14 protein-coding genes are annotated in these 17,449 nt (G+C 66.0%); 10 read left to right on the top strand and 4 right to left on the bottom strand.

What is annotated here, in order from left to right:
* Positions 1-115 precede the first annotated feature (115 nt).
* On the bottom strand, positions 116-2,389 hold the full coding sequence (gene dnaX, locus QB898_RS01035; protein WP_279523449.1) for a DNA polymerase III subunit gamma/tau: 2,274 nt from the start codon (positions 2,387-2,389) through the stop codon (positions 116-118).
* A gap of 280 nt (positions 2,390-2,669) precedes the next feature.
* On the opposite strand from dnaX, the gene tal reads away from it, so the two are divergent.
* Together tal and pgi are read left to right on the top strand one after the other, a co-directional pair.
* A complete protein-coding gene (gene tal / locus QB898_RS01030; protein WP_279523448.1) occupies positions 2,670-3,623 on the top strand; it encodes a transaldolase in 954 nt (317 codons plus the stop codon).
* Entirely contained in the window at positions 3,620-5,191 is a 1,572-nt protein-coding gene (gene pgi / locus QB898_RS01025; RefSeq protein WP_279523447.1) for a glucose-6-phosphate isomerase, read from the top strand. The genes tal and pgi overlap by 4 nt, the downstream gene beginning before the upstream one ends.
* 206 nt (positions 5,192-5,397) lie before the next feature.
* Here pgi and queG read toward each other — a convergent pair whose 3' ends face one another.
* A complete protein-coding gene (queG, locus tag QB898_RS01020) occupies positions 5,398-6,510 on the bottom strand; it encodes a tRNA epoxyqueuosine(34) reductase QueG (protein WP_279523446.1) in 1,113 nt (370 codons plus the stop codon).
* 88 nt (positions 6,511-6,598) lie between these two features.
* Between queG and tsaE the strand changes: the two genes are divergently transcribed.
* The gene (gene tsaE, locus QB898_RS01015; protein WP_102284418.1) at positions 6,599-7,204 is read left to right on the top strand and encodes a tRNA (adenosine(37)-N6)-threonylcarbamoyltransferase complex ATPase subunit type 1 TsaE; all 606 of its coding nucleotides are present in this window, start codon (positions 6,599-6,601) and stop codon (positions 7,202-7,204) included.
* Between the two features lie 3 nt (positions 7,205-7,207).
* Positions 7,208-8,668 (top strand): N-acetylmuramoyl-L-alanine amidase, encoded by a 1,461-nt coding sequence (locus tag QB898_RS01010; RefSeq protein ID WP_102282844.1) that lies wholly within the window; start codon positions 7,208-7,210, stop codon positions 8,666-8,668.
* 319 nt (positions 8,669-8,987) lie between these two features.
* Here QB898_RS01010 and QB898_RS01005 read toward each other — a convergent pair whose 3' ends face one another.
* Complete coding sequence (locus tag QB898_RS01005; RefSeq protein WP_279523445.1) at positions 8,988-9,476, bottom strand: hypothetical protein; 489 nt, start codon at positions 9,474-9,476, stop codon at positions 8,988-8,990.
* On the opposite strand from QB898_RS01005, the gene QB898_RS01000 reads away from it, so the two are divergent.
* Positions 9,469-9,711, top strand: a complete 243-nt coding sequence (locus tag QB898_RS01000; protein ID WP_279523444.1) for a hypothetical protein — start codon at positions 9,469-9,471, stop codon at positions 9,709-9,711. The genes QB898_RS01005 and QB898_RS01000 overlap by 8 nt on opposite strands.
* Before the next feature lie 259 nt (positions 9,712-9,970).
* Here the strand turns inward: QB898_RS01000 and QB898_RS00995 are convergent, their stop codons facing one another.
* Positions 9,971-10,366, bottom strand: a complete 396-nt coding sequence (locus tag QB898_RS00995; protein WP_279523443.1) for a DoxX family protein — start codon at positions 10,364-10,366, stop codon at positions 9,971-9,973.
* A 171-nt stretch (positions 10,367-10,537) separates the two neighbouring features.
* Here QB898_RS00995 and QB898_RS00990 point away from each other — a divergent pair, with 171 nt between their 5' ends.
* The 5 genes from QB898_RS00990 to QB898_RS00970 all read left to right on the top strand — a co-directional run bounded on the left by QB898_RS00990 (position 10,538) and on the right by QB898_RS00970 (position 16,997).
* Positions 10,538-11,527: a metal ABC transporter substrate-binding protein gene (locus QB898_RS00990; RefSeq protein WP_279523442.1), complete on the top strand. Its 990-nt coding sequence runs from the start codon at positions 10,538-10,540 to the stop codon at positions 11,525-11,527.
* Positions 11,524-12,420: a manganese/iron ABC transporter ATP-binding protein gene (locus tag QB898_RS00985; protein ID WP_279523441.1), complete on the top strand. Its 897-nt coding sequence runs from the start codon at positions 11,524-11,526 to the stop codon at positions 12,418-12,420. Before QB898_RS00990 ends, QB898_RS00985 begins: the two co-directional genes overlap by 4 nt.
* Positions 12,417-13,319 carry a metal ABC transporter permease gene (locus QB898_RS00980; RefSeq protein ID WP_279523440.1) on the top strand — a complete coding sequence of 301 codons (903 nt, stop codon included), beginning with the start codon at positions 12,417-12,419 and terminating at the stop codon, positions 13,317-13,319. Before QB898_RS00985 ends, QB898_RS00980 begins: the two co-directional genes overlap by 4 nt.
* A gap of 192 nt (positions 13,320-13,511) precedes the next feature.
* Positions 13,512-14,384 carry a metal ABC transporter permease gene (locus QB898_RS00975; protein ID WP_050716050.1) on the top strand — a complete coding sequence of 291 codons (873 nt, stop codon included), beginning with the start codon at positions 13,512-13,514 and terminating at the stop codon, positions 14,382-14,384.
* A gap of 444 nt (positions 14,385-14,828) precedes the next feature.
* Entirely contained in the window at positions 14,829-16,997 is a 2,169-nt protein-coding gene (locus tag QB898_RS00970) for a TonB-dependent receptor (RefSeq protein ID WP_279523439.1), read from the top strand.
* Positions 16,998-17,449 lie beyond the last annotated feature (452 nt).

Below are 17,449 nucleotides of genomic sequence, written 5' to 3'. Positions count from 1 at the left end.
GTCAGCCAGCCCGTCTGCGGCTTGCGCTGGCTGCCCAAGCTCTCATCTGCTCTTTCACCCCCCTCGTGGCCAGACCCTGAACAAGCTCCGGGGCCGTGCTGGTTGCCTGGCGCGCTCAAAGCGCTTTCAGGCTGCCGGGAACAAGGCGGGCGCCCAGCTCGCGGGTGATGTGCTGCACAAAGGGGTCGGCCATGAGCAGCTCGCGGGCGGCTTGCAGGCGGGCGGCGGCGTGCTGGGCATTGCGGCGGGCGGGGGTGTCGGTGAGGTCGGCGGTTTCGCCGGTTTGCACTTGCAGCGTGATGGCGTGGCCTGCGGCTTGCAAGGCGGCTTGCAGGCGGGCGGCGGTGGCGGGCTGGGCCAGGGTGGCATTGGCGGTGCGCAGCGTCCAGACGCCTTCGCCTCGGGCGATGAGTTGTGATTGCAAGGCGAGTTCGCGCGCGAGGGCGGTGATGGCTTCGCGGGCGATGAGTTCTTGCACGAGGGCGTGCCAGAAGCTGCCTTCGGGCGAGGGGGTGAGGGCGGGCGGCGCGGCGCTGGAGGAAGCGGCGGGCGCGCTGGAAGGGCTTTCGTGCGCTGAGGTTTCGCGCACGGGAATGGCGATGAGGCTGGCGGCGGAAGGCGTTTGAACCGCGTCTGGCTCGCCGGTTGCGCCACGCGCTTCAGGGGCGGACGGCGCGGCCACATCCGGCGTGGTGTGGCGGGCGTGAGGCGCGGCGATGACGGGCAGGGCCTGCACGGCTGGCGGGCGCGGCAGCTGGCGGGCGGGTTCGGCGGCGTCATGCCAGGGCGGGGCACTGCCGGGAGCGTCTGGGTCGCCTTCAGCCATGAGGGCGTCGAACCAGCCGTCGTCATCCGGCTCGCTGGCGCTGTTTGGCGGCGCAGGGAAGGCGGGCTGGGCGAAGGCTGCGGCTTTTGCTGTTTGGGCTTCTTCGGTTGAGGCTTCTTCGGTTTGGGCTGTTTCAGGCAGGGCGGCAGCGGCTGGCGCGGGGGGCGCATCAGCCGTGTGGGCGGGCGATGGGGCCGGGCGGGCAGCAGGCGCTTGCGAGACGCCGGGCGCGGAGGCCGCCGGGGAACCGGCGGCGGGCTGGGCGGCTAGGGCGGGCTGGGCGGCTAGGGCGGGCTGCCGGGCTTCATTGGGCGCGGCGCCAGGGTCTGCGGCAGGTGTGATGGGGGCTGCGGCGCTGGCGGGCGGCGGTGTTGCCGCAGCGGGGGTCGATGCGGCGGCCTCATCCGCTTTCAGTGTTTTTTTTTCTGGCGCGGCGCGGCCGCTGCCGCCGGGTTGGGCGGCAGATGGTTTGAAGGGCAGCAGGCGCAGCAGGGTCATCAGCAGGCCGGTGTATTCGTCGGGGGCCAGGCCCAGTTCGGCGCGGCCATGAATGCACAGGCTGTAGAGCAGCTGCGTTTCATCGGGCGGCAGCAGGGCGGCCAGGCGGGCGGTTTCCTGCGCATCGGGGTCGGCTTCGTCCACGGGCATGCCGGGCACGGCCTGGTGCACGGCCATGCGCTGGAGCACGCTGGCCATGTCTTCCAGCGCGGTGGCGGCTGAAAGGCCGTGGGCGCGCAGGTGGTCCACGGTTTGCACCACGGCGCGGCCATCGGCGGCGGCCAGCGCGTCAATCAGGGCAAAGACGAGGCTGCCGTCCACGCTGCCGAGCATCTGACGCACGCCCGCTTCGGCAATCTGGCCGCTGCCGAAGGCGATGGCCTGGTCGGTCAGGCTGAGGGCGTCGCGCATGGAGCCGCGCGCGGCGCGCGCCAGCAGGCGCAAGGCGGCGGCTTCGGCGGGCACGTTTTCTTGCGCCAGCACGCGCTGCAAGTGCGACAGCACGGTTTCGGGGGCCATGGGCCGCAGGTTGAATTGCAGGCAGCGCGAAAGAACCGTGACGGGCACTTTCTGCGGGTCGGTGGTGGCGAGCACGAATTTCAGGTATTCGGGCGGCTCTTCCAGCGTTTTGAGCATGGCGTTGAACGCCGTGTTGCTGAGCATGTGCACTTCGTCAATCATGAAGACCTTGAAGCGCCCTTGCACGGGCTTGTAGACGGCTTGCTCCAGCAGGCCCTGCACTTCGTCCACGCCCCGGTTGCTGGCGGCGTCCAGCTCGGTGTAGTCCACAAAGCGCCCGGCGTCGATGGCCGTGCAGGCCGCGCACTGGCCGCAAGGGGTGGCGGTGATGCCGCCTTGCCCGTCAGGCCCCGTGCAGTTGAGCGACTTGGCCAGGATGCGCGAAACCGTGGTTTTGCCCACGCCGCGCGTGCCGGTGAACAAATAGGCGTGATGCAGGCGCTGCTGCGTGAGCGCGTTGCCCAGGGCCTGCACCACGTGCTCCTGGCCCACCATTTCTGAAAAGTTGCGCGGACGGTATTTGCGGGCCAGGACGAGATAGGACATAGGGCGCGGATTCTATGGGCCGCCCCATGCGGCGCAGGGGCATGGCCGGGGGCGGAATACGGATGGAGCGAGCGCGGCATGACCCTTTGCTTGCCAGCAAGAAACAGGAGCAAATTCAAGCAGGCAAAAAATCCATCTCGCGCAGATTTCACTAGGACCTCATGCTATGGATAAAGGAGCGAAATACCTTGCCTGCCCGCAGCCTGCGCCTGGCCCTTCTTTTCTGCGCCTGTTTTCACCGCCAGGCCCAGGCGGGCAGCGCTGATAATCCGCGCCCATCATGAATCAGCTCGACTCTCTCAGGCAGTTCACTGCCGTGGTGGCCGACACGGGCGACTTTCGCCAGCTGGCGCAGTTTCAGCCGCAAGACGCCACCACCAACCCTTCGCTCATTCTCAAGGCCGTGCAAAAGCCCGAATACGCGCCGCTGCTGGCGCAAACCGTGGCGGCGCATCGCGGCCGGCCGCTGGACGAAGTGGCCGACCGGCTGCTGGTGCGCTTTGGCTGCGAAATCCTGGCGCTGATTCCGGGGCGCGTTTCCACTGAAGTGGACGCGCGCCTGTCGTTTGACGAAAACGCCACTTACACCCGCGCCGAGCGCCTGATCGAGCTGTATCAGGCCGAGGGCGTGCCGGTAGAGCGCGTGCTCATCAAGATTGCCGCCACGTGGGAAGGCATCCGCGCCGCAGAGCGGCTGCAAAGGCGCGGCATCAACTGCAACCTCACGCTGCTGTTTGCCTTTTGCCAGGCCGTGGCCTGCGGGCAGGCGAAGGTGCGGCTCATCTCGCCTTTTGTGGGCCGCATTTATGACTGGCACAAGGCGCGCGCGGGCAGCGCGTGGGACGAGGCGGCGCACGCGGGCGCCAATGACCCCGGCGTGCAGTCCGTCACGCGCATCTTCAACCACTACAAGCGCTTTGGCATTGCCACCGAAGTGATGGGCGCGAGCTTTCGCAACACGGGCCAGATTGCCGCGCTGGCCGGGTGCGATTTGCTCACCATCAGCCCCGATTTGCTCGCCCAGCTGGCCGAAAGCCGCGCGCCCCTGCCGCGCGCACTGGACGCCGAAGCCGCCCGCCAGCTTGACTTGCCCGCCGCCAGCTTTGGCGCCGATGAGGAAGCGGCCTTTCGCTTTGCGCTCAATGAAGACGCCATGGCCACCGAAAAGCTGGCCGAAGGCATCCGCGCCTTCGTGGCCGACGCGAAAAAGCTCGACGCGCTGTTGCAGCAATGAGCCTTGCCAGCCGCCCGCGCTGCGACGCCACGCCCGCCTGGGCCGCCCTGGCCGCACACCACCGGCAGCGCTTTGACGGGGCGGATGCGTTTGATTTGCGCCGCGCCTTTGCCGAAGACGCCCGGCGCTTTGAGCGCCTGAGCCTGCAAGCGCCGCACGTTTTCGCCGATCTGTCCAAAAACCTGCTTGACGAGCGCGCCCTGGCGCTGCTGCTGCAACTGGCCGCCCAATGCCAGCTTGAAAGCTACCGCGACGCCATGCTGGGCGGCCAGGCCGTGAACAACACCGAAGGCCGCCCGGCCCTGCACCCGCTGCTGCGCTGCCCGCCCGGCGCTGCGCCCGCCGCGCTGCAAGCCGAACACCGCGAGTGCATGAAGCAGCTTGACGCCATGCTGGCGCTGGCTGAAAGCATCCGCGCCCAGGGGCGCTTCACCGACGTGGTTCACATCGGCATCGGCGGCTCTGACCTCGGCCCGCGCCTGGCCTTGCAGGCGCTGCAAGATCACGCGCGCCCCGGCGGGCCGCGCATCCACTTCGTGGCCAACATGGACGGGCACGAGCTGGCCGCCGCGCTGGCTGCGCTGCAACCGGCGCGTACGCTTTTCGTCATTGCCTCCAAGAGCTTTGGCACCGCCGAAACGCTGCAAAACGCCCGCTCCGCGCGCGCCTGGTTTTTGCAGAACGGCGGGCAGGAAAGCGATCTGGCCGCGCACTTTGCCGCCCTGACGGCCCGGCCCGAAGCCGCGCGCGCCTTTGGCGCGGGCCGGTGCCTCACCTTTGCCGACGGCGTGGGCGGGCGCTACTCGCTGTGGTCGGCCATTGGCCTGCCCGTGGCCATTGCGCTGGGCGCGGCAGGCTTCAAGGCGCTGCTGGCGGGCGCGCATGCCATGGACTGCCACTTCGCCAGCGCCCCCTTGCACGCCAACCTGCCCGCGCTGCTGGGCCTGCTGGATGTGTGGAACCGCAACTTCCACCGCTTTGCCAGCCGCTGCATCGCCCCCTACCACCACGGCCTGCGCCGCCTGCCCGCCTATTTGCAGCAGCTTGAGATGGAAAGCAACGGCAAGCGCGTGGACGCCGCCGGCCAGCCCCTGGCCTTTGACAGCGCCCCCGTCGTCTGGGGCGAAGCGGGCAGCAACGGCCAGCACGCTTTCTTTCAGATGCTGCACCAGGGCACGCAAGTCATTCCCGTCGATTTCATCGTCACGCGCGAAGCCGCGCACGAGCTGCCCGGCCATCACGCCAAGCTGCTCACCAACGCGCTGGCCCAGTCGCGCGCGCTCATGATGGGCCAGGCGGGCGAAGACGGCCACCGGCACTTTCCCGGCAACCGCCCCAGCACCTTCTTGCTGCTGGAGCGGCTGGAGCCGGCCAGCTTCGGCGCCCTGCTGGCGCTGCACGAGCACCGCGTGTTCACCAGCGGCGCCATCTGGGGCCTCAACAGCTTTGACCAGTGGGGCGTGGAGCTGGGCAAGCGCCACGCGGGCGACATCGAAGCCTGCCTGCTGCAAGGCCACGCGCAAGGCATGGACGCTTCCACAGCCGGGCTGCTGGCGCGGCTGCGCTAGCGCTGCCCGGGCCAGGGCAGGCGCAAGCCGCCCCGGAGCCTGTTCATGAAAGCCAACTGGCCGTCTGAATCAGCTCCTGGATCGATAGCATGATGTCCTAGTGCACATTGCGCGAGAGCCAGTTTTCATGCCGCCGGATTTGCTCCTCTTCTTGAAGAATGAAACCCTGCCGCGAGGAGCGAATGGCCAGACGGCGCAGGCGGTTCTCAGGCTTTTTGCTCCATGGCCCAGGCCACGTGCTCGCGCACCATTTCGTCGGGGTGTTCGCGCCGCGCAGCCAGCGCGGCCAGCAAGGGGGCGCGGGCGGGGTCGTCTGCGGGCAGGCGGGCCAGGGCGTTGCCCAGGGCGACGGCCACATTGCGCAGCCAGCGGGCATGGCCGATGCGGCGGATGGGGCTGCCTTCGGTGCGGCGCAGAAATTCTTCTTCGCTCCAGGCCAGCAGGGCGGTCAAGGGCGCGTCCGTCAGGCCCTCGCGCTCGTCAAAGTCGGGCAAGGCGCTGACGTGCGCGTATTTGTTCCAGGGGCATACGCGCTGGCAGTCGTCGCAGCCGTAGATGCGGTTGCCAATGAGCGGGCGCATGTCTTCGGGAATGGCGCCGTGCAGCTCGATGGTCAGATACGAGATGCAGCGCCGCGCATCCAGCCGGTGGGGCGCGACGATGGCGCCGGTGGGGCAGGCGTCCATGCAGGCGGTGCATGTGCCGCAGTGGTGGGTGACAGGCTCGCTGGGCGGCAGGGCGATGTCCACATAGATTTCGCCCAGAAAGAACATGGAGCCTGCATCGCGCGAGAGCACGAGGGTGTGCTTGCCGCGCCAGCCCTGGCCGCTGCGGGCGGCCAGCTCGGCCTCCAGCACGGGGGCCGAGTCGGTGAAGACGCGGTGGCCGAAGGGGCCGAGTTCGGCGGCCATGCGCGCTTGCAGCTTTTGCAGGCGCGCACGCATCACCTTGTGGTAATCGCGCCCACGGGCATAGACGGACACCACGCCTTCTTGCGGGCGCTGAAGGCGCTCGAACTCCACGCGCTGCCAGCCTTGGGGCGTGCTGCGCGGCAGGTAGTCCATGCGGGCGGTGATGACGCTGACGGTGCCGGGCACCAGCTCGGCAGGGCGCGCGCGCTTCAAACCGTGCGCGGCCATGTAGTCCATGCTGCCGTGAAAGCCTTGCGCCAGCCACTGGCTCAGGCCCGCCTCGGCGCTGGACAGGTCCACGCCCGCCACGCCGATTTGGGAAAATCCCAGCTCCTTGGCCCAGGCGCGCACGCGCTCCAGCAGTGCAACAGGGTCGATCCGGGCCTGCGGGTCTTGATCGGTGGGCATGATTTGTATTTGTCGTTTCCGCAAAGGGGCCGGATTGTTGCCAAAACAGCCCGCCCGCCGCCGCCCCGTCCATATCCATGAACACGCCATGACCGCCCTGCAAGCAGCGCCTTCACCTTCCGCCTTGCAGAAAAACACCCCGGACAGCGCCGCAAACAGCGCCCCGGATACCCCCCCTGCCCTGCAACTGGCCTGCCGCAGCGAAGCCGGCACCGCCGCGCTGGCACAGCGCCTGGCGCGCGGGCTGCAAGAGGCCGCGCCGCAAGGCGCGTTCATCGCCCTGCGCGGCGGCCTGGGCGCGGGCAAAACCACTTTCACGCGCTACCTGCTGCGCGCCCTGGGCGTGGCCGGGCGCATCAAAAGCCCCACCTACGCCGTGATGGAGCCGCATGAAACGCCGTCAGGACTGGCCGTTTTTCACTTTGACTTCTACCGCTTCAGCGACCCCGCCGAGTGGGAAGACGCGGGCCTGCGCGACGCCTTTGCCGCGCCCGCGCTGAAGCTGGCCGAGTGGCCGCAGCAAGCGGGCGGCCTGCTGCCCGTGCCCGATCTGGATGTGCTCATCGCCCCCGAAGAAGGCAGCGCCGTCGAAGACGGCGCCCTGCAAGCGCGCCGCATCACCCTCACCGCCGCCACCCCTTTGGGGCGGCGGCTTCTGAACACCCTTGATTCGCACACCCTGGAGAGCTTCTGAGCCATGCAACGCCGCGAACTCCTCAAAAAAGGCAGCTCCCTGGCCCTGCTGCTGGGCGCGCCGCAACTGGCGCAAGGCGCGGGCATCATCGCCGTGCGCGTGTGGCCCGCGCAGGACTACACGCGCGTGACCATCGAGTCTGACGCGCCCCTGAAAGCCAGCCACCGCACCGTGGAAGACCCGCCGCGCCTGGCCGTGGACATTGACGGCCTCAAACTCGACGCCGCCTTGCAGCAGCTGGTGGGCAAAGTGCGCAGCGACGACCCCAACATCGCCGGCGTGCGCGTAGGCCAATACACGCCCGACGTGGTGCGGCTGGTGTTCGACCTCAAGCGCGCCACCGAACCGCAAGTGTTCACCCTCACCCCCGTGGCCGCCTACAAATACCGCCTGGTGTTCGACCTGTACCCGGCCAACCCGCCCGACCCCATGGAAATGCTGCTCGCCCAGCTGGGCCAGGGCGGCGCGCAGCCGCCCATTCCCGCCCCGCCGCCCGGCCAGCCCACGCCGCCGGCCACGGGCGTGCACGTGGCGCAGGCCGACGAGCACGACCCCCTGGCCGAACTCATCGCCCGCCAGACCAGCAAATACCGCGAACCCGGCGCTCCCTCCACCGCCGTGGCCTCGGCAGACGGCATCGGCATCAAACCGCCGCCCAGGCCCGAGCCTGACCGCACCGTCGCCAGCGCGGGCGCGCCCGGCATCCGCCCGCCCGCGCGCGGCAGCGCCCCGTCTTCGCGCGGCGGCCCACGCCGCATGCTGCTCGTGGCCATCGACCCCGGCCACGGCGGCGAAGACCCCGGCGCCACCGGCCCGGCGGGCACGAACGAGAAAAACGTCGTCCTGCCCATCGCCCTGTATCTGCGCGACCGCCTCAACGCCAGCACCGCCGGCCGCTACCCCTTGCGGGCCTTTCTCACGCGCGAAGCCGACTACTTCGTGCCCCTGAACACCCGCGTGCACAAGGCCCGCAGCGTGGGCGCCGACCTGTTCATCAGCATCCACGCCGACGCCTTCACCAACCCCGGCGCGCGCGGCGGCAGCGTCTTTGCCCTCTCCGAGCGCGGCGCCAGCAGCAACGCCGCGCGCTGGCTTGCGCAAAAAGAAAACCAGGCCGACGCCGTGGGCGGCATCAACATTGCCGCCGCCAGCCGTGCCCCCCACCTGCAACGCGCCCTGCTGGACATGAGCACCGCCGCGCAAATCACCGACAGCCTCAAGCTCGGCCATGCCCTGCTGCGCGAAATGGACAAAGTCGGCCACCTGCACAAAAAACAAGTGGAGCGCGCCGGTTTTGCCGTGCTGCGCGCGCCCGACATCCCCAGCGTGCTGGTCGAAACCGCCTTCATCAGCAACCCCGAAGAAGAGCGCAAGCTGCGCACCGCCGCCTACCAAAGCCGCCTGGCCGACGCCCTGCTCGTGGGCGTGCGCAACTACTTCGCCGCCAACCCGCCGCTGGCCTGAACGCTCTTTTTTCTAGGAGCAAATCAAAGCCCCAAAAAACGCCTCCATCGCACGGTTTCACGGGCTTGGCTGCTATCAAAGCAGGAGCAAAAAGGCTTGCGGGGCGCTGGCGCAAGCCATTCATGGGCCGACCAAAGCAAAACAGGGGCTGAAAAGCCCCTGATTGCAGTTTGCTGGCGGTTTCAATGAGCCGGGGGCCATTCAGGCTTCATTCCCCGAAAAAATACTTTCCTTGCCGATGGCCGAAAAGCAAGGCTTTTTGAATGTTTTTTGCGCAAGCGGCCATGAATTCACGCAGGCGAACGGCAAATGCCGCATTTCAATCATATTCCCACTTCACAACCGTGATTTGTTCGCGGGAAAATAAACGCTTTTCGCTGCAATTGGATCCGGCAAATATCGGCTGGCTGTCCGTCCACACTATATATTTCTTGAACCACCCGCCAGAAGTGGCGCCATATGTATGGTATTTCGCAAGCTCTTCATTTGTTTTTGCATCCTTCAGAACAATATTGTACCTTTCAATTGAAATCGCTGAAAATGGCATGGATTTGCTATCTAAATCGTAATACATGATGACTTCTTTTCCCTTCGCCCTTGACAAATCGGCGCTCTTGACGCCATATGCTTTGCACCAATACGCATGCTGCATGGCGCCAATGATCTCGTCGGACAGCGCCAGCGGAAAAAAGCCAAAAATAATGGCCAGGCGCGTGAAAAATATCGCGGCAGGCGTCCCCGTCATCCCGCGAGTCAGCCATTTGCTCACGGCAATCAAAGTCCTGAAAAGGACGATGAGCGTGAACAAGGCGATCAGTCCAATCATTTTGTTTTTCCTGTCAATAAAACCGCTCACAGGCGGCAAGCTTGTCAACGATGGCACCGGCAGCTCAAATAACCCTATTCATTGCAACCTGCCCGCGAAAATATTTCCACACTTTTCAAGCTTCTCATATTCCGGTTTTCCGGAAAATGCGTACCGGCCTGCTTGCAGGCGCAAAGGCGCAGCGCGGCCGAGCCTGGCGCATTTTTCCTTATTTTGAGAGCAGATTCAGGCCCTCGAAACGCCTCCGCCGCACGCTTTTATTGACTTTGCCGCCCACAAACCAGTCGTGAAATGCCGATCGCTTTTAGAACCCGTTCAGAATCTGGCCGTGAGGGGCAAAAAGCACAGATCGAGATGAGCTGCAAAGCAACAAACCGCAAACAGCGCTGACCTGCTGGGGATTTGCAATGCCGCAGAGCGCCTTAAGTCCACGCTTTTCGCACCACTGGCAGATTGTGAAAACTCTCAGGAACAGCTCAAGCCCGTTTGCGGCGCAGCAGGCCATCGAGCGAGGGCGCGCCGCCGCCTGCGGCGGCCAGGTACAGGAAGATGAAGCAAAACAGCGCCGCCGATTCGCCCTTGTTGAGCAGCGGCATCCACATGCTGGGCTGGCTGTGGGCCATGAAGTAGGCCACGGCCATCTGGCCGGAAAGCAAAAAGGCCACGGGCCGCGTGAACAGCCCCAGCATGAGCAGCAGGCCGCCGCCAATTTCCAGCACGCCCGCTGCGCCCATGAGCGACAGCAGCTCCACATGCCCCATCGCCGTGGGGTAGCCGAAGAATTTGGCCGTGCCGTGCCAGAAGTACATGTAGGCGGCGGTGATGCGCAAAAGGGCCAGCAGCTGCGGCTGAAAGCGGGAAAGCCAAGTCATGAAAAAGCCCCTTTGGAGAGTGAAGTGGAAAAATGCACGGCGGCAAGACCGCGCTTTTACCACGGAGGAAAAGGGCTGAGCGCCCTTGGCGCCGCCAGTGGCGGCATTTCATTTGAGCCTAAGATAAATTGACATCTGTTCTCATCTGTACAAACAAAGAAAGGCAAATGCATGTTCACTTCTTCCGCTTTCCTGCGCCGCTCACGCCTTGGCCGCCGCGCCGCGCTGACTGCCGCTGGCGCAAGGGTTTTCGCGGCGGCTTTCGCGGCGGCCCTTGCTCTTGGGCTGCCGCCAGCGGCGGCGCAGCCAGCGCCCAAATTCAAGGTGGTGACCACGTTCACCGTGATTGCCGACATGGCCCGCAATGTGGCGGGCGATGCGGCGCAGGTGGAGTCCATCACCAGGCCCGGCGCGGAAATTCACGAATACCAGCCCACGCCGGGCGATTTGGCGCGCACGCAAGGCGCGCAGCTGGTGCTGTGGAACGGGTTGAATCTGGAGACGTGGTTTGAAAAGTTCTTCCGCCGCGTGAAAAACGTGCCGCAGGCGGTGGTGTCTCAAGGCGTGGAGCCGATCGGCATTGGCGCCGGCCCCTACGAGGGCAAGCCCAATCCGCATGCGTGGATGTCGCCCGCCGCCGCGCTGGTTTACGTGGACAACATCCGCGATGCGCTGGCCGCGCACGACCCCGCGCACGCCGATGCCTACCGCGCCAATGCCGAGCAATACAAGCAGCGCATTCAGGCGGCCATCGCCCCCATCCGCGCCGAGCTGGAGAAGCTGCCGCCCGGCGCGCGCTGGCTGGCCACGAGCGAGGGCGCTTTCAGCTATCTGGCGCGCGACTTTGGCCTTCGGGAGCTGTATCTGTGGCCCATCAATGCCGACCAGCAAGGCACGCCGCAGCAGGTGCGCCACATGATCGAGATGGTGCGCCAGCACAAGGCGCCCGCCATCTTCAGCGAGAGCACCATTTCGCCCAAGCCCGCGCAGCAGGTGGCGCGCGAGACGGGCATTCACTACGGCGGCGTGCTGTATGTGGATTCGCTCACCACGGCAGACGGCCCCGTGCCCACGTATCTGGACTTGCTGCGCGTGACCAGCAGCACGATCGCCCAGGGTCTGGCCGAGGGCCTCAAAAAGCAGCAGGGCGGCCAGCCATGACGCAAGCCGCCAGCGCCGCCGCCCCTGCCGCCAGCAACAGGACCGCCAGCAGCGGCATTTGCGCCCGGGGCGTGACCGTGACTTATGCCAACGGCCACACGGCCTTGCGCGACGCCAGCTTTGAAACGCCTGCGGGCAGCATCACCGCGCTGGTGGGGATCAATGGCAGCGGCAAATCCACGCTGTTCAAGGCCGTCATGGGCTTTGTGCCGCTTTCGGCCGGGCAGGTGCAGGTGCTGGGGCTGCCCGTGGCGCAGGCCATGCGCCAGCGCCTGATGGCCTATGTGCCGCAAAGCGAGGAAGTGGACTGGAACTTTCCCGTGCTGGTGCAAGACGTGGTGATGATGGGCCGCTACGGCCACATGGGTTTCATGCGCCTGCCGCGCCAGGCCGACCGCGCCGCCGTGCGGCAGGCGCTGGAGCGGGTGGACATGTCTGAGCTGGCCGGGCGGCAGATTGGCGAGCTTTCCGGCGGGCAGAAAAAGCGCGTGTTTCTGGCGCGCGCGCTGGCGCAGCAGGCCCGCGTCATCTTGCTGGACGAGCCTTTCACCGGCGTGGATGTGAAGACCGAAAGCGCCATCATCGATTTGCTGCGCCAGCTGCGCGATGAAGGCTGCGTCATCCTCGTGTCCACGCACAACCTGGGCAGCGTGCCCGAGTTTTGCGACCGCACCGCCCTCATTCAGGGCACGGTGCTGGCCTGCGGCCCCACGGCAGAGGTGTTCACCCGCGCCAATCTGGAGCGCGCCTTCGGCGGCGTGCTGCGCCACTTCGAGCTGCCGCAAGCGCAAGGCGTGGGCATCGTCACCGACGACGAGCGCCCGCTGGTGCTGCTGCACGGGCGCTCATCCGTGCGCGGCCAGCCTGATGCGGGCACAGGGGGCGCGCCATGAGCCTGGCTGCCGTCTGCGCCCTGCTGGCCGAGCCGCTGGGCTACGCCTACATGCGCCACGCCATGCTGGCCGCCGCGCTGGCGGGCGGCGTGTGCGCCTTTTTCTCGTGCTTTCTCATGCTGCGCGGCTGGTCGCTCATGGGCGACGCCATTTCGCACGCCATCGTGCCCGGCGTGGCGGGCGCGTATCTGCTGGGGCTGCCCTACTCGCTGGGGGCCTTTTTCTCCGGCGCGCTGGCGGCGGGCGTGATGCTGCTCATCAACAGCCGCACGCGGCTCAAGCAGGACGTGGTCATAGGCGTGACGTTTTCCACCTTTCTGGGGCTGGGCCTGTTCATCATCTCGCTGGCGCCGGCGGGCATCAGCATCCAGACCATTGCGCTGGGCAATGTGCTGGCCATCACGCCGCTCGATCTGGCGCAGCTGGTGGCCATCAGCCTGCTCACTTTTTTGGCACTGCTGCTGAAGTGGCGCGACTGGCTGGCGGTGTTTTTCGACGAAAGCCACGCCCGCAGCGTGGGCCTGCACGTGACGGCGCTCAAGGCGGGCTTTTTCGCCATGCTGGCCGCCTGCACCATTGCCGCCATGCAGGCCGTGGGGGCCTTTCTCGTCATCGCCCTCATCATCACGCCGGGGGCCACGGCCTGGCTTTTGAGCGACCGCTTTGGCCGCGTGGCCGCCATTGCCACCGCCATTGGCGTTGCCAGCGGTTTGATCGGCGCCTGGGCCAGCTACTTTCTGGATGGGGCCACCGGCGCCGTCATCGTGCTGCTGCAAACCGCGCTTTTTGCCCTGGCGTTTGTTTTTGCCCCGCGCCACGGCCTGCTGGCTGCGCGCCGCCGCGCCCGCGCCAGTGCTTCAAAGGCGGATGCGCCGGCGGCAGCCCGCAGCTGCTCATGAAAACGCATCAAAAAAGGGAGCAGATTTGATGGGTCAAAAAAGCCTTTTTGCGCCTATTTGGCGGGGAGGCCATGCTATGAATCAAGGAGCGATAAAAGCCCCGCCGCCTGCCCCTTTTTCTGTCTCTTTCACTGGCTTTGCCCACGGCAAGGCCGCCAGCAGCCCGCGCGCGCCGCGCCTGCGGCATCCGTCATGACCGCCACTTTCTCTTTCCTGCTCGCTCCCCTGCAATACGACTTCATGCAGCACGCGCTGCTGCTGGCCGCGCTGGCCGCCGTGCCGGCGGCGCTGCTGTCGTGCCTGCTCGTCGTCAAGGGCTACGCGCTGCTGGGCGACGCCATTTCGCACGCCGTCTTTCCGGGCGTGGTCATCGCCTACATGCTCGGCCTGCCCGTGGCCGCTGGCGCTTTCGTGGCCGGGCTGCTGTGCGCCACGCTCACCGGCTACCTGCACACCCGCAGCCGCGTGCGGCAGGACACGCTCATGGGCGTGGTGTTTTCCGGCATGTTTGCCTTGGGCCTGCTGCTGCATGCGTGGATACGCAGCAGCGTGCATCTGGACCACATTCTTTTGGGCGACTTGCTTGGTGCGGCCGCGCCGGAGCTGCTGCAAAGCGCCGCCGTCGCCCTGCTCGTGGCCGCCGCCCTGGCGCTGAAGTGGCGCGATCTGCTGCTGCACGCCTTTGACCCCGTGCAGGCGCGCGTCAGCGGCCTGAACACCGCCGCGCTGCACTACGGCCTGCTGGCCGCCGTCTCGCTCACCGTCGTGGCCTCGCTGCAAGCCGTGGGGCTGATTCTTGCCATCGCCCTGCTCATCGTGCCGGGGGCCACCGCCTTGCTGCTGGCGCGCACCTTTGGCCGCATGCTGTGCCTCTCGTGCGCCGCCGCCGTGCTCTGCTCCGTGCTGGGCGTGTATCTCAGCTTCTTTCTCGACAGCGCCCCCGCGCCCACCATTGCCGTGCTGCTGGGCCTGGCCTTCACGGCCGCCTTTGCCCGCTCGCTCTGGCAGGCCCGCGCCGCCCGGCGCGGCAACGCCCCGGCCAGCGCGGCCCGCCAAGGCGTTTGAGAACCTGGCCGCGTTCTGGCCATGAGGGTCAGCCAGCCTGAAATGCGCGCCGGGTAGGCGGGGCTGAACGGCCGCGCTCATTTCTCTCCTGATTTCGCCTCTGGATTAGCTCCTCGATTCATAGCAGGAGGTCCTGGTGGAAACTGCGGTAAATGGCATTTTTGGCCCCATGAATCCGCTCCTTTTTTTGATGCAATCTGCCATCCGAATTCGACCCTTGACGCAAGCCGTGCTGGCGCGCTGCAGGAACAAGCCTGTACGCCGCTGACCCCACGGCAGCCCTGCTGGCCGCCAATCAGGCCATTCATCAAGCCATCAAGCATTAAGCGAGCCGCTGACGCTGTCCGCGCCGCGCCAGCAACACAAAAAATAACCTTGCACGTCAGATTTACATCAAGAAAAAATATGATTCAAATTTTCAATCACTCTCATTCGCTCATGCATATGAACTCTTCGCTTCTTTTTTCCCGCCTTTCGGGCGTGACGCTGGCCGTGCTGGCGCTGATGGCCGCCTCTGCACAAGCGCAGCAGGCGCAGCGCGCAGAACCTGCCGGCAAGGCGCGCGCGGCAGCCCAGGCCGCTCTCACTGAAAACGAACCGGCCGAAGACGAATACGAAGCCACCATGCCCACGGTGTATGTCACGGGCACATCGGAAAACAGCGTGACCAAGGGCTATATCGGCTATGACCAGGCCGAAGTCACGCGCAACCAGCTCACCATCAAGGAAACGCCGCAGGCCGTGGACGTGCTGGACATCCAGAAAAACAAGAACTACGGCACCAACGACCTCAGCTCCATTCTGGAAGGCAACGCGGGCATTGACGCCACGTATGACATGCGCGGCGAAAGCATCAAGATTCGCGGCTTCTCCGCCGACGCCAGCGACATCTACCGCGACGGCATCCGCGAAAGCGGCCAGGTGCGCCGCTCCACGGCCAACATCGAACGCGTGGAAATTCTCAAAGGCCCCTCTTCCGTGCTGTATGGCCGCAGCAGCGGCGGCGGCGTGATCAACATGGTCAGCAAGTTCGCCAACTTCACGCAGCGGCGCACCGTGGGCCTGGCCTACGGCTCCTGGGCCAACCGCAGCGCCACGGTCGATATCAACCAGGTCATCAACCCGAACGTGGCCGTGCGCCTGACGGGCGAAGCCAGCGAAGCCAACTCCTTCCGCTCCACCGTGAACACGCGCGGCCGCATGCTCTCGCCCAGTGTCACCGTGCGCGCGGGCAATCTTTCATGGACGGGCCAATACACCTGGGACAGCGCCCGCCGCGTGCCCGACCGCAACCCCGACCGCCACGTGTATGAGCAAATGGGCCTGTCCTGGCGGCGGGGCTTTGCCCGCCCGGGCGACTTCGTCAAAGACGACTTGAGCGTGCTGCGCTCTGACCTGGCCTGGGCCATCAACGGCAGCTGGGACCTGCGCTGGCAGCTGGCGCACCGCAGCGCCTCGCAAGACTTCGACCACTACTTTGGCGGCACATACGACGCCGCCACGCGCCTGCTGGGCCAGAACTACGCCTGGCAGGAAACGGCCAACAAAACCCTCAGCAGCGCCCTCACGCTCAACGGCCGCTTTGCCACCGGCGCCATCGAGCACAAGCTCACGGCAGGGCTGGACTGGTCGCGCGAAAAACGCGACCCGCTCTTGAGCACCCGGCGTGACCAGCCCATCAACCCCTTCGCCGCGCCCGGCACCTGGGGCCGCCTCAATCCGCGCCCGGCCGCCACCCTGGACAACCACCACCGCGCCCACTCCTCCGGCCTGTTCGTGCAAGACCTCATCAGCCTGCGCCCCGACGTGAAAGTGCTCGTAGGCGGCCGCCACGACCGCTACAAATTCCGCTCCACCAACATCCGCAAGCAAAGCAGCGGATACGACGGCAGCACCTTCAGCCCCAACGTCGGCGTGGTGTGGGACATCAACGCCGACCACACCGTCTATGCCGCCTGGAACCGCAGCTTCGCCCCTTACGGCGGCAACGGCTATCTGACCGTGGACGCCACCGCCAACCCCGCCACCTTCAACACCGACCCCGAACAATCGCGCCAGATTGAAGTGGGCGTCAAAAGCGACTGGCTGGACCGCAAGCTCAGCACCACGCTGTCGCTCTACAACCTGGAGCACACCAACATCCGCTACCGCCCCGCCCCCAACGACCTCACCCGCTGGGCCGTACGCGGCAAAGAGCGCTCGCGCGGCGTCGAACTCAACGTCATGGGCCGCGTGCACCCGCAATGGTTCGTGCGCGGCTCGCTGGGCCTAATGTCCGCCAAGATCGTTGAAAACCGCCAAAACCGCGCCGAAGAAGGCCGCTACCTGACCAACACCGCCCGCGTCAATGGCAACTTGTTCGTGCGCTACGCCCCGCGCCCCTGGTTCGCCGAAGCGGGCCTGACGCACATCGGCAAGCGCTACTACTACGACAAAAACGAAGAACACGGCCTGCCCGCCTTCACCCGGCTGGACGCGCTGCTCGGCTACAGCGCCGCGCCCTGGAACTTCACCCTGGCCCTGCAAAACGTGACCAACAAAAAATACTGGCGCTCCAATGCCATGCCCGGCTCGCCGCGCGCCGTCATGCTCAAGGCCAGCTACGAGTTCTGAAAGCCCGTTCAGCGCCTTCTGCTCATGAGGGCCTGGAAAGCCAAGGGGATGAACCGCAAGCTGGTGTCAAGAACCCGTTCATGATCTGGCCATGAAGGGTGAAAGAGCCAATCGGAATGGGCTGCAAGGCACAGGCAAGCCTTGCAGCATGCTGAAATCGGCAAGCTGCAAAAGCGCCCGAGACCGCGCTTTCCGATTCCACGGCCGGACTTTGAACAAACTCTTGCTGGAACGGAGGCGAACGAAGTTTTTGTCTCATTAGATTCGCTTCTGTTTTCAATACGCCCAAGCAACGCTGGGCCGCATGGCGCTCCGGCTGCGAGACGTCCAATCCTCGCCTCATGACCTCGCATTTCGTTTCGCGCCGTATTTCGCTCCTTTATTCATAGCTGGATATCCTGGAGCAATCAGCGCAAGAAGGCATTTCTGCCCCCCAAATCCGCTCTCGTTCT

This window comes from Ottowia cancrivicina, assembly GCF_029813755.1.
Classification (GTDB): Bacteria; Pseudomonadota; Gammaproteobacteria; order Burkholderiales; family Burkholderiaceae_C; genus Ottowia; species Ottowia massiliensis.
The sequence above is the reverse complement of the archived record's forward strand: the minus strand, read 5'-3'. Positions and strand labels throughout refer to the sequence as shown.